Genomic DNA, 13,055 nt, shown 5'->3' with positions numbered 1-13,055 from the left:
CGTTCTCCTTATGGGTTACCGTGATTGATGGGTTTCATTTTATGGTATCTTCCGTTGGGTTGCGCGGTATGAGAGCGTTGCCTCCATATCGACCGCCATGGTCGCCGGGTCGATGATTACGCCATAAATTGTTTTGGCATTATGAAGACTCACATAGCCATCTAAAACATCATTTGCCACCAACTCGATGTCCCGCTCCAAAGGCGGGCCATACCCACCGCCTCCAGCGGCGTCCATGGTGATGACATCGCCGGGTACCAGTTGCGTCAGACCGTAGGGATTTCCCGGATTGCCATTTACGGAAAATTGCGCCAGCTGACCATATTGGCCATCGGCCAATCCATGCGGCGGATAGCGAAAACGTCCCGCCTGGATACCCAGGTTCACGGGACCGGATGGGGCATACGCGTCGTCGGGAATGCGGAACACCTCTACCTTTCCCAACCCACCGCGCTGCTTGCCCGGCCCGCCGGAATCGGCAATCACGCTTCTCTGCTCAACGATAATCGGTGTGTCGCTCTCGAAAATCTCAACGGGTGTATTGGCCCCGTTGGCGGGAAAGATATAGACATGCGGACCATCCGCGTCTTCGCTGGCACCCATGCCGCCGCCGCGGATGATCACCGAATGGAAGGGCTGGCCGTCGCCTCGTTTGCCGTAGAAGATATTCATGGCCGCCGGGGTCCCGCCCGAGGCGGCAACGACCCGGTCGGGCAGCACCTGGGCCATGGCGCGATAAATGATTTCCGTGACAAAGTGACCGATCTGCATTCGGGCCGCCACGGCCACCGGGAACTTGCAATTGACGATGCTGCCCACCGGTGCCTTGAGCACAATGGGCCGGGAACACCCGTGATTGTTGGGCAGTTCCGGATCGAACATGCTTTTCAAGGCCATGAAGACATAGGCGTAGGTAAAATTGTAGACGACGTTGCCGCCCCAGTCCACCTGGCCTGAGGAACCATCCAAATCGACGGTGATGTTTCCATTGTCCACCGTCACCGCGGCCTTGACCACCAGATCCTCACGCCCGTCCATCTGCTCGATGATTCCCTCGGCACGGTAAACCCCGCTAGGCACCTGACTGATGGATAGGCGCATGCTTTTTTCCGTGCGATCGATGATCTCGTCGGCCAGATCGTCGAGGCAATCCATGTTGTACTCTTCCAGCATGCGGCAGATTTTCTCGGCGCATACATGATTGGCGGAAATCTGGGACCGGATATCACCGATGACCTCATCCGGTGTGCGGACATTCCAGCGAATCATTTCCAGCACGGCCTCGTTCAGCTCGCCCGCCTGGTAGAGTTTCACGAAGGGGATAAACAGCCCGTCCTCAAAGACATCATGGTTGTCCGAAGAGACCCGGCCACCGATGTCCGAATGGTGAAACACGCATGCCGTATAAGCCACCAGCTTTTTTTGATGGAAGATGGGAGACAGCACGCAGACGTCATTCAAATGGCCGGCCAGGGCCCAGGGATCGTTGGTGATGAAGATGTCACCCGGATGCAAGCTGGATTCATCCAGTCCGGAAACCAGTTTTCTTACGCCGATGGCCATGGCCCCGGATTGGCCGGGGGTAACAAATGAACCCTGGGCCAGTTCCCTTCCCCGCCGGTCGGTAAACATGCACGTGTAATCATGGGCGTCCCGCAACAAGCTGGAAAATGCCGTTCTGGCCACGGAACCATCGGCCTCGTCCACGATGGAGATCAGCCGCCGCCATAGGATTTCCAGGGTAATCGGATCGAATTTCCGTTTCATTTTATTCATCCTCCAGATCGATCCACAAAAACCCGTAGCGGTCCATGGATACCGACGCATCTTCGCCGACAATGACTGTGGATTCTTTTTCCTCTATGATGGCAGGTCCTTTGAAACTGACATCGGCCGGTAACAGGTAACGGTCGTACACTGTGTAATGAACGAAATCCCCGGCAATTTCAGAGAAGGCCGGACGGCTGCCTTTCCTCGCCCCCCCAAGGGAATTGTGCGAAAAGTCCCTTTCCTGGAGTGTCAACAACCGGGCGGGAAGACTGGCGCGCACCTTGAAATTGATAAATTCCACGGGAGAGTCCGGATAGGTTCGCCCAAAGAGTTTTTCATAAATGTTGTCGTACCGCTCGCGGATGTCAGCCATGTTCAGACGGGTGAAATCCGTTGACGGTACGTCGATATTGGTTTCGGAGCCCTGCCCCACGAATCTGACGTCGATGGACCGTTCAAAGGTGACGTCCTCTCCGCCTCCTGTTTTCATGACGGTTTTGAGTCCCTCGGCCTCCATGGACTTGAAAATCGATTCGATTTCAGCAAAGTCGGCACCTTCCAGGCTGACCTTGTGACTGCGGACGAGATCAAATGCGCGTGGCGCCGTGAAAAACCCCATCGCCGAGCCAACCCCCGCATTGGGCGGAATGATCAGGCGCGGGGCACCCAGCTTTTTGGCCAAGCCATAGGCGTGCACGGGACCTGCGCCGCCGAAGGCGACAATGGTCACCAGCTTCGGATTGCCACCTTTCTCGGCGATATGGGTTTTCGCGGCGGCGGCCATGGTTTCATTGATCAGATCGTGGATGCCCCAGGTGGCCTGGATGGAAGAGACGTTCAGTGGATCGGCGATCATGGTCTTGATTCCCTCTTGCGCCTTATCCAGGTTGAGGGCCATCTCGCCGCCGAGAAAATAGTCCGGGTTCAAGTATCCCAGCAGCAGGTCGGCGTCGGTGACGCAGGGATACATGCCGCCTTGGTCGTAGCAGATGGGCCCCGGATCGGCGCCGGCACTCTCAGGGCCGACCTGCAACGTCCCCATTTTGCTGACACCGGCAATTGACCCCCCACCGGCGCCGATCTCCATGAGATCCACCACCGGCACCTGAATGGTCAACCCGCTGCCCTTGGCGAAGCGCTGAACGCGCCCGACCTCAAAGGTCGGTACGACCCCCGCAACGCCTTCCTGGATCAGGCACGACTTTGCGGTGGTCCCCCCCATGTCGAAACAGAAAATCTCCGGTATATTGAAGAGTTTGCTGTAGTATTGACCCGAAATGACGGCCGCGGTGGGACCGGACTCGATGATGCGGACCGGAAATTTGGACGCGGTCTCGACCGATGTGATGCCGCCGCTGGAAAGCATAATGAACAGCTTGCTCTTTACCCCGATGGATTCCAGGCGATCGGTCAGCTTGTCGAGATATTTCTCGGTGATGGGTTTCACATAGGCGTTGGTAACCGTAGTGCTCGTGCGTTCGTATTCCTTGATTTGAGGCAGGACATCGAAGGAGATCGATACCGACATCCCCGGCGCCTCTTCCTGGATGATCTCCTGCAACATCAGTTCATGCTTGGGATTCTCAAAGGAATTGAGCAGGCAGACGGCAATGGATTCGACGCCCATGGCCAGCAGGTCCCGGACGACCCCGCGGGCCTCTTCCCGGTTCAGCGGCTTGATCACCGATCCGTCGCTCCTGAGGCGCTCGTCCACCTCCAGGCGATAGCGCCGCGGCACCAGCGGTTGGGGGTACTCGCAGAATACGTCATAGACGGCGTAACGGCTCTCACGGCCCAGTTCGAGCACGTCGCGAAAGCCTTTGGTGGTGATCAAACCGGTTTTGACCCCTTTTCTTTCGATGATGGAGTTGATGACCAGGGTCGTGCCATGAATGATTTCGTCGAGTTTTTCCAGACATCCGGGAACGTTGCCGGTCAATGCCTGGATACCGATTTCCACGGCATCGGATGGATCATTGGGCGTGGTCAGGCACTTATGGACGGAGAGTTCTCCTGTCTGGTCGTTAAGGAGCACGAAATCGGTGAATGTACCACCGATATCGCATCCAAGCCGATAACAGTTAGCTGACATTTAACCTCCTAGACCTTCAATCAATCTTAAAATAAGCTCGGCTCTTCGAATTCACCAAAAACGTCCCTGAACACATCCGCCATTTCTCCCACGGTTGCATAGGCCTTGCAGCACTCGACCAGATACGGCATCACGTTCTCATTATTCTCCGCGGCACCCCGCAACGCACCAAGCGTCTTTTCCACCTCAGTGTTGTTGCGGGTTTGCTTTAACGCTTTCAGGTTATCGATCTGCCGCTTGGCCCACGAATTGTCATATTGGTGCAATTCAACTTCCTTGGTAACACCTTCCATGTATTTGTTCACACCGACCTTGATGGCCTCTCCGTTTTGCAATCTTTTCTCATATTCGTAAGCCTGTTTGGCGACTCTGCGTTGAACTTCACCAGAGGAAATACCTTTTACGATTCCGCCAACACTTTCGATCTCAGCCATTTCGGAGAGAATTTTATCTTCCATCTGCTTGGTGAGGGTTTCAATAAAATAGGATCCGGCCAGGGGGTCCACCGTATCCCTGAGTCCGGTCTCATCCATGAGAATTTGAAGGGTCCGAAGGGACAGGAGTGTCGATCGTTCGGTGGGAATGGAATACGCCTCGTCGAAGGAACACAGGGCCGTGGTCTGGGCGCCGCCCAGCGCTGCCGCCAGTACATAATAGGCGCCGCGCATGATGTTGTTTTCGGGCTGCTCCTTGGTCAGTCCGGAGCCGCCGCCGCCAAAAAGCCCCCGCAGAAAGAGCGACTTTTTATTTTGGACATGATAGCGCTCCCGCAGCAGCTTGGCCCACAGTTTCCTGGCAGCACGGAATTTGGCCACGGTCTCCCAAAGGTTTCCGTAAATATTCAAATTAAAAGAAAAACGGCCGACAAAATCTTCGGCTTGGTACCCGCGGGCGGCCACATTATCCACATAGGCAAATGCAATCAGGAACGCGTAAGCGATTTCCTGGGCCGGATTGGCCCCCGACTCTCTGATATGATACCCGCAAATCGATACCGGATTGCATCTGGGCAACTCCTTCATGCCATATTCGATGGTATCGCCGATCAGCCTGACACCATGCTCCACGGGATATATCCAGGCACCGCGGCCGACGACTTCTTTCAGAATGTCGTTTTGCGGCGTGGCCGAAATCTGATTTTTCTTATAGCCGTATTTCTCGGCCACGGCCTGATACATGGCCAGCATGATGGAGGCCACGGCATTGATGGTCAGGCCGCTGCCGATACGCTTCAAATCGATGCCGTGAAAGGCGGTCTCGAAGTCCTTCAGGGAATCCACGGCCATGCCCACACGCCCGACTTCGCCCTCGGCCCGGGGATCGTCGGAATCGAGCCCCATTTGGGTCGGCAGATCGAACGCCACATTGAGACCATTCTGACCGTTGGCGATCATCAGCTTGAAGCGTTGATTGGTTTCCTCCGGGGTACCGAAGCCGGTGTACTGCCGGGTGGTCCAGTTACGGCTCCGATAACCGAGGGGGTGGAGGCTGCGCGTAAACGGAAAATCGCCGGGGTCCCCAAGGTCGGTCTGGTAGTCAAACCCCACATTATTCAGATCCTCGGGGGTATAAACCGGTTTTACTTCTATTCCGGATTGCAAGATGACTTTCTGGATACTGTCTTTCTCATTCTTTATATAGGTGGCTACGCCCATGTTAACCTCGCTTTGCCATACGCTTGTTAGACCAATGCATTCAACCCATCGATAATCTGGTCGAACTTGGTTCCGTTGGGGAATACTTCGGCGACACCCATGGCTTTCAGCTTTTGAATATCGTTCTTCGGTATCACGCCTCCCACAACGATCCGCATGTCCTCAATTCCCTCGTCTGACAGCTTATTGACCAGGTTTTGGCTGATACTCAGGTGGGCGCCGGTCATGATGCTTAGGCCGATAATATCCACACTTTCCTGTACCGCTGTCGATACGATTTGTTCGATGCTTTGATGCAGGCCCGAGTAAATCACTTCCATTCCGGCGTCACGAAGCGCCAGGGAGATGATTTTGGCTCCCCGGTCATGGCCGTCCAGTCCGGGCTTGGCCACCAATATTCTGAGTCTCTTCCGGTCCATCGTCATACCCCTTTGCTTAATATTTCACGTGCAATCGTCGTTAACAGGACTTCGTGCGTGCCGCCGCCGGAAAGCAGGAAGCGATTGTCTCGATAGTACCGCTGAACAGCGTATTCCATTGAATACCCATATCCGGCATAGATTCGGGTGGCCTCGTCACTCGCCTTGCAAGCTGCTTCGACGCTAAAATATTTTGCCATGGTTGCCTTGTTCAGGCATGGCACCTTGTTGTCGATCAAGCAGGTGACATTTTTTAACATCATCCGCGATGCCTCCAGATCAATGGCCATTTTGGCGATTTTCGACTGAATCAGCTGATATTTTCCGATGGGCTTGCCAAACGACTCCCTTTCCTTGACATAGCGGATGGAATCATCGAGCGCCGCCCGATGCAATCCAATGGCCAGTGCGGCCGTCATGGCACGAATTTCCGATAAGATTTTAAGTAAAACATCCAGTCCGCGCCCTTCTTCGCCCAATCGGTATTCATCAGGAATATGGCAATTGTTGAAATAGATCTCGGAAAGGGCGGAAGTACGCGTACCCAATGTCTTGAACCGCTTGCTGGTCGAGAATCCGGGCGTATCCCTGGGAACCAGAAAGAACATCAGCCCGCGCAGCCCTTTTTTGGGATTGGTTTGGCACAGGACCGTATGAAAATCCGCAAAGGGGCCGTTCGTGGACCAGGTTTTCATTCCGTTGATGACCCAGCCGTCGCCTGTCTTGACAGCCGATGTCTTTACCGCGCCAAGATCAGATCCGGCCTCCGGTTCCGTGAGTTGAAAGGCACCGATTTTCTCTCCCCGCAGCGCAGGTCTCAGAAACGCTTCATGCATTTTCTCACTGCCGTAAAGGTACAAGCCATTGGTGGCCATGAGGCCTTCCATAGCGACCATGGACCCCAGGCTCATCAGCCCCCTGGCCAACTCTTCCATGATGATGCAATACAGCGTCGTATTGCCTCCCGAGCCGCCGACTTTCTTCGGGTAGCGAATGCCGATGACGCCCATATCGGCCAACTTCTTGTAGAGCGCTTTGGGCGGTTCTCCTTTTTCATCCAGTTCCCCGGCCACCGGGATGATCTCCTGGTCCACGAATCGGGCAATGGTGCGTCTTACCATTTCCTCTGCATTCGATCTTACCATCTCTTTTCTCCTCTCAGCTCGCCGGGGTTAATTGTCTGACAAGTTCCGGAACGACATCGTGCAAATCACCGATGATTCCCCAATCGGCGACCTTAAAAATCGGTGCGTCCGGGTCCTTGTTGATGGCAATGATAAATCTGGAATTCATCATTCCGGCCCGATGCTGGATCGCACCGGAAATGCCACAAGCGATGTAAATTTCCGGTCTGACTGTCTTGCCGGTCTGGCCGACTTGACAGTCCGCCGGAACAAAGCCTTGTTCGGCGACAACTCGCGTACCTGCGACTTCTCCATCGAGCAGATCCGCCAACGTGCGCAGCATTTGGAACCCCGCCTCACCATTCACGCCTCTTCCCCCGGCGACAATGACTTTGCTGTCGGTGATTGGCGCGTGCTTTCTCTTTTCCTCAAACATTTCCAGAACTTTGGTTTTGATGTCCGCCTCATCGAGTTGAACTTCGCAATGGATGATCGTGCCTGCTTTGGCTTCGTCGGTCCTGGCTTCCATCACGCCGGGTCGAACAGTGGCCATCTGTGGGCGAGAATACCGGTTGGCAATGGTCGCCATCACATTCCCGCCGAAAGCCGGCCTCGTCTGGAGCAGTATCTTTTCTTCCGGATCGATGGAGAGTGCCGTGCAGTCGGCAGTCAGGCCGACGCCCACGCGTCGCGACAGGCGAGGCGCAAGATCCCGGCCAATATGCGTGGCACCGATCAGCAGGATCTCCGGTTTGTGCTCGTTAATGAGGTCTTCCATTATCTTCACGTGAGCCAGGGTCCGGTAGGGCTGCAGGCATGGATCCTCGGCGAGAAAGACTTGATCCGCTCCATGGCGGATGAGATCATGGGTCAAGTTTTCCAACCGATCACCGATAAGCACGGCACTCACTTTTTGCCTGCGTTCCTGGCCCAGTTCCTGGGCAATACCAAGCAGCTCGAGCGTTACCTTGGCGAGAACACCATCACGTTGTTCCGCGTAGACCCATACCCCCTCGTGATCGCTGAAATCCGGAATCTCTTTGGGAACCGCGTCCGATTGGATGGCCCTGTTTTTACACTCGGCAAGACAAGCCCCGCAGTTCGTGCAACGCTCTAAAATATTCGCTTTCCCGTCTTCGATGGCGATCGCATCATAAGGACAGGCTCTTACACAGCGCCGGCAACCGTCACAAAGGTCGCTCTCGATCCATACGGTCATCTTCTTCCTCCATGGGTTAATATGGGTGAACCCGGTTATGAGAGCTCACATGACGCGGCGAATGCCTTACAGGCAGTAGCGGCATCACTGTTGGAGATGTTCTTCAACAGCTCGCTCACGGCCTGTTCCTTCGGTCCGTCCAGGATTTTTCCCTGCCGTTTGAAATCCGGAGTGAATGTTTTGGATACCTGCGTCAATGACCCTTCCAATCCCACATCCGAAGTCACCACCCCAATGTCCGCGGCATTGAAGACCTTGATGGGTGCCTTTGCCGTGCAGGCATCAATTAATCGGCCTAAATGCGCATGCCTGGGCCGGTTTAAAGTACCAATGACCGTCAGCAGGGCTGGCAGTTGGCATTCAATACGCTCATAGCCGTTTTCCAACTGGCGCTTGACGGTGGTACACGTCTCATTCATGGTTTCAATGTCCTGTACATAGGTAACTTGTGGAATATCCAGGTAATCGGCCAACTGGGGGCCGACCTGGGCGGTATCGCCATCAATGGCCTGCCTGCCGCAAAGGATCAGATCAAATTTGCCGATTCGCTCAACGGCTTTTCCCAAGGTGAATGCGGTAGCCCACGTATCGGCACCTGCAAAGGCTCTATCGCTCAACAGGATGGCTTCGTCGGCGCCCATGCCGATGGCTTCGGTGCATGCATCCACCGCCTGGGACGGCCCCATCGATAGAACCTTTACCTTGCCGCCCATCGTTTCCTTGATATGGACTGCCGCTTCCAACGCATGGCGGTCTTCCGGATTGATAATACCCGTCAAGCCTTCACGCAGCAGATTTCCGGTTTTTGGATCCAGCTTGACATTGGTGGTGTCCGGGACTTGCTTTACCAAAACAATAATTTCCATCGCCTGGTCGCCTCGTATCCTATTGGTTATGGGTAGATGGTTTCATCTAAGCATTTTGGATTCCGGTGAGTTAAATCATAGTTTGAATACTTATTATTTTTCTCATACATGGGAATGGGTGCCTGAATGATTTACTTCCAACTTCAGCAAATCACATACCACTCCAACTAATTTTATAACTGTTGGTTTTCTTTAGATTATTTTATTTTTGTGCCGTTGGCGCGGGTTACCGTTGATATTTCGACACAGGAATTGAATGTATTTAAACAGTTTTGGCGGTCAGGCGAAGAGGTTTTGAGATGGTTTCAGGACGGCAGGCGAAAATCAGCTCTCATATGGTGGGATGGGATGACACATAGACTATAGCATTCAAGATAATGTTTTTGGGCTGCGTTATCGGTCGTCGCGGTATGGATTGAATATGTGCCGGTACCGGCAACGCGGTAGACGGGCACAAAAACAAGCAGGATGGAGGAATTATTTATTTCCGGCAACCTTAGATCTTAATCCCCAATTTTTTCATTCTCGAATAAAGGGTACCTCTATTTATGCCTAGGATTTCAGCGGCGCCACCGGAACCGTAAATTTTTCCTCCGGTTTTGACAAGCACATGCAGGATATAGCGCCGCTGAAGTTCATCCAAGGTCACCAACTCAGAGGATTCGTTAACGAAAATCGGCTTTGGCGTATCCATAATGTTTAATTCTATTTTATCTCCTTTTGAAAGAATCACCGCTCGTTCGATAACATGCTCCAACTCACGGATATTACCGGGCCAGTGATAGAGGCGAAGCTTTTTTTCATCCTCTGTGCTCAATCGTAAATCATCATGTTTGTATTTGGTGGAAAATTGTTTTAGAAAATATTTGGCCAGTTCAATAATGTCCTTGCCGCGTTCTCTCAACGGAGGCAAAATCAACGGGACGGTGTTCAATCGGAAATACAGATCTTCCCTAAACCTCTTATTCTTCACTTCTTCTTCGAGTTTACGGTTGGTGGCAACCACCAATCTGAAATTCGATTCAAGGGGCAAGGTCCCCCCGACTCTGATAAAGGTCTTCTCCTGCAGCACCCGCAGCAGTTTGGCCTGCGTTGGCAAAGGTAGTTCGCCCACCTCATCGATAAATAGCGTTCCTTTGTCGGCGAGTTCCAAGCGACCGATTTTTTGCCGATCCGCGCCGGTGAAAGACCCTTTTTCATGCCCAAACAGCTCGCTTTCCACCAAATTATCCGGGATGGTCGTCGCATCCACGGTAATAAATGGTGTGGATGCCCGGGGACTCATCATATGAATTCTTTTGGCCAGCACCTCTTTTCCGACACCGGTCTCACCCATGATCAGCACAGTGCTGTCCGTACGGGCAACTTTATCGGCCTGATCCAACAGCTCAACCATCGGTTGGCAAGAAGCAATCAGTTCGTTACCCCCTGAATTTTCGGTCAGAGCAGCGGCTTCGCGAACGGCGTTTTTCTTTGTGTCTTGGATGGCCTTGTTGAATTCGAAACATCTTATAAAATAGCGTTCCAGGTGAACGCTGACTTGTTCCAAGTCTTTTTTGCTTAATTGTTCGAAACAATTACAGACATATGTGTTGTCATGATATAAAACGCCTCTACAAATGCCATTCATACAAACTGGCAGACACAGCGCGGATAAAGGGCCATCGGTATTGGATCCATTATTAAGGGAATGATGACTCGTCAAAATAGGGCGATTTTCTTTTTGGCACCGGATGATGGCGGCCATGTACGGTCGAAAACTCTCGGCGTGGAGATCGGAAGCGCTCATATTCTTGAAAGCCTTTGGTTGGAGCACTTTTTTTGGTATCGAATCCATCCATAATATCGCACCTCGCTCGGCACGAAACGCCCGATTGGTAAAGGCAAGAACGTTGGAATAGCCGTGATCAATGCTGTAATGGTAGGGCAATTCGCTTAACTTGTTAATAAAATCCTCTATAAAGCCATCGCCGAAATGATTTTCATTGACGCGATCGTTGTACTTATCCAAGAGAAACCGCAGGTCATCGGGAAAGATAAATTCCCATTGACCGGAAAGCCTTAACCGAGCCTGCATGGCCAGCCGGCAAGCTTCCTTGATATCGCCTTCATTGACCTTCAGCTTGGCGACTTCCAGCCTGCTTATTCCCAGTTGGATGGGGTCGGATGCGGCATCGGCACAGGCTTCACTTTTATATAGAAGTTTCTTTATTGCTTCCTTTTGGTTGCCGGCGAATGATAATGATTTGGCTTTTAATCTCAATGAGATTCCCTTAAGATGAATGTTTTTTTCTTTTGCCAAATTTTCTATCAAATTCTGACAGCTAAAAGCGGGAGGCGGTTGATAACCCTGTTTTTCTGCATTGTAAACCATTTGGACCCACCACGGTGTCAAAGACAATATGGTAATCCGTGACTTCATCATCCTGGCATAAAACCGATCCATATATTCAGATACCTTTATCAGGTTATTATGTCGGTAATAGTAAAATGCCAAACCGCTCTCGGCGCAAAGCCCTGCGAATTCATTTTCCAATGGACAATTCGCTTCCAATGCACCGAGGAGATGATGCTTTGCATCCTCCAATTTGTGTGTAGCAATAAGCAACTTGCCCAATGAAGCTCTGTAGATGGATGCAATCGGCTCACGTCCCATTCGCTGGGCAAGATGATAATAATAATCAAGGCATCCGATCGCTCTGTCAAAATGACCGGAATATGCGGCACTGTATGCCAAAAAATTCGGGCCATAAAGAAAACCCGTTCGGGTACCCAAATTCAAGTCCACCTTTTCGAACATATCTAAGGCCTCCTTGTTGAGGCCTTGGAAAAAGTAGTAAAGTCCCATAAAACCGGAGGATTGCATCAGCATGTCGTCATCGCCCAAATCTTCGACAATCAATCGTCCGGTCTCAATATTTTGCAGCGCGTCCGAGCTCCTTCCGAATGTAAAGTGGTAAAATCCCAGATGAAAATTCAAAATCGCTTTGGATCGTTTGTCTCCCAACCGGTCCGCAGCTTCAATCGCGAACTTAAGGACCCGGGGCAAAATACTTACGTATCTCCCAAAATAGTTACAAAGGTAGCACAATTGCTGGCAAGCCTTTACGAAAACCGTATCGACTACATTTTCTCCCAGATATGCCGGAAGAATGTTGATGACATTTATCAAATTATCATAAGCAGCACATTCATTTTTATTTTCAAGTGATGTTTGGGCAATTTCCGCAAAAAGCAAACCTGCTTCTTTTTCATTTCCCGATTGAGCCAAAAGATTCGCTTTTTGGGAAAAAGGAATTTCCTCCCATAGGTTTAGCTGCGAAAGTTGTCTAACGATTGAATCGATTTTTTCTTTATCATTTATTTCGCCAAACACATTGATGAAGTTTTGCGGTAGCTCTTCAGTGAGCGCAAACATATCCTGATCAGGTTCAGAAATCAGGTTTATTTCTTTTCCACGGCGCAGCAAGTCAAGCAGCTCGCCAGGCGCAAGCGGTGATAGTGATCCGACGATATTTATGGGTACCGGCCCATTGAAGGCATCCAAAACAGATAGGAATTCCAGTTGCTCAGCAGTAAAATCAAGAGTAGTCATTCAACAGTTCCTTTCCCACCCAGCTAGCCAGCCAAACGATAGCGCTTGTTCGAATAACCCAATCGTGGAAGTCGATAGCATGGTTCAAAACACTGCTTGCCAAACGCAATTTTTTCCGCTTTTCCACAATTTTTTCATGGATAAGACAAAACAGGCTTGAAATCAACAAAAAAGACAAAAACGTCATTGACGTTAACAGTAATTACAATTACTTCCTATAATAAAATAAATAACAATTATTTTATGCGGACTATCCGTACCAATATGATGTTTTTAGCAAGGCCAGAGGGAGGAAGCCCTATCAATCATACCGCG

Annotated in this window: 8 protein-coding genes; all 8 read right to left on the bottom strand. The window is 51.6% G+C overall.

The annotated features are described in order from the left end of the window. Positions 1-39: 39 nt before the first annotated feature. Entirely contained in the window at positions 40-1,767 is a 1,728-nt protein-coding gene (locus tag GN112_RS25000) for a hydantoinase B/oxoprolinase family protein (RefSeq protein ID WP_155312676.1), read from the bottom strand. A 1-nt stretch (position 1,768) separates the two neighbouring features. Further along, positions 1,769-3,862, bottom strand: coding sequence for a hydantoinase/oxoprolinase family protein (locus GN112_RS24995; protein ID WP_155312675.1), 2,094 nt, complete (start codon positions 3,860-3,862; stop codon positions 1,769-1,771). A gap of 26 nt (positions 3,863-3,888) precedes the next feature. Then, positions 3,889-5,517, bottom strand: a complete 1,629-nt coding sequence (locus tag GN112_RS24990) for an acyl-CoA mutase large subunit family protein (RefSeq protein WP_155312674.1) — start codon at positions 5,515-5,517, stop codon at positions 3,889-3,891. 26 nt (positions 5,518-5,543) lie between these two features. Beyond that, positions 5,544-5,936 carry a cobalamin B12-binding domain-containing protein gene (locus GN112_RS24985; protein ID WP_155312673.1) on the bottom strand — a complete coding sequence of 131 codons (393 nt, stop codon included), beginning with the start codon at positions 5,934-5,936 and terminating at the stop codon, positions 5,544-5,546. 2 nt (positions 5,937-5,938) lie between these two features. After that, the gene (locus tag GN112_RS24980; protein ID WP_155312672.1) at positions 5,939-7,081 is read right to left on the bottom strand and encodes an acyl-CoA dehydrogenase family protein; all 1,143 of its coding nucleotides are present in this window, start codon (positions 7,079-7,081) and stop codon (positions 5,939-5,941) included. A 13-nt stretch (positions 7,082-7,094) separates the two neighbouring features. Then, the gene (locus GN112_RS24975) at positions 7,095-8,279 is read right to left on the bottom strand and encodes an electron transfer flavoprotein subunit alpha (protein ID WP_155312671.1); all 1,185 of its coding nucleotides are present in this window, start codon (positions 8,277-8,279) and stop codon (positions 7,095-7,097) included. A 35-nt stretch (positions 8,280-8,314) separates the two neighbouring features. After that, positions 8,315-9,145, bottom strand: a complete 831-nt coding sequence (locus GN112_RS24970) for an electron transfer flavoprotein subunit beta/FixA family protein (RefSeq protein ID WP_155312670.1) — start codon at positions 9,143-9,145, stop codon at positions 8,315-8,317. 496 nt (positions 9,146-9,641) lie between these two features. After that, positions 9,642-12,740 carry a sigma-54 interaction domain-containing protein gene (locus GN112_RS24965; protein ID WP_155312669.1) on the bottom strand — a complete coding sequence of 1,033 codons (3,099 nt, stop codon included), beginning with the start codon at positions 12,738-12,740 and terminating at the stop codon, positions 9,642-9,644. Positions 12,741-13,055 lie beyond the last annotated feature (315 nt).

It is taken from the genome of Desulfosarcina ovata subsp. ovata, from assembly GCF_009689005.1.
GTDB lineage: Bacteria > Desulfobacterota > Desulfobacteria > Desulfobacterales > Desulfosarcinaceae > Desulfosarcina > Desulfosarcina ovata.
Note: the sequence above shows the minus strand (reverse complement) of the source record. Positions and strands in the feature narration are given on the sequence as shown.

Bases quoted from the DNA above. Each gene is read 5' to 3' on its own strand.
- GN112_RS25000 (WP_155312676.1), bottom strand. From the start codon at position 1,767: ATGAAACGGAAATTCGATCCGATTACCCTGGAAATCCTATGGCGGCGG.
- GN112_RS24995 (WP_155312675.1), bottom strand. From the start codon at position 3,862: ATGTCAGCTAACTGTTATCGGCTTGGATGCGATATCGGTGGTACATTC.
- GN112_RS24990 (WP_155312674.1), bottom strand. From the start codon at position 5,517: ATGGGCGTAGCCACCTATATAAAGAATGAGAAAGACAGTATCCAGAAA.
- GN112_RS24985 (WP_155312673.1), bottom strand. From the start codon at position 5,936: ATGGACCGGAAGAGACTCAGAATATTGGTGGCCAAGCCCGGACTGGAC.
- GN112_RS24980 (WP_155312672.1), bottom strand. From the start codon at position 7,081: ATGGTAAGATCGAATGCAGAGGAAATGGTAAGACGCACCATTGCCCGA.
- GN112_RS24975 (WP_155312671.1), bottom strand. From the start codon at position 8,279: ATGACCGTATGGATCGAGAGCGACCTTTGTGACGGTTGCCGGCGCTGT.
- GN112_RS24970 (WP_155312670.1), bottom strand. From the start codon at position 9,145: ATGGAAATTATTGTTTTGGTAAAGCAAGTCCCGGACACCACCAATGTC.
- GN112_RS24965 (WP_155312669.1), bottom strand. From the start codon at position 12,740: ATGACTACTCTTGATTTTACTGCTGAGCAACTGGAATTCCTATCTGTT.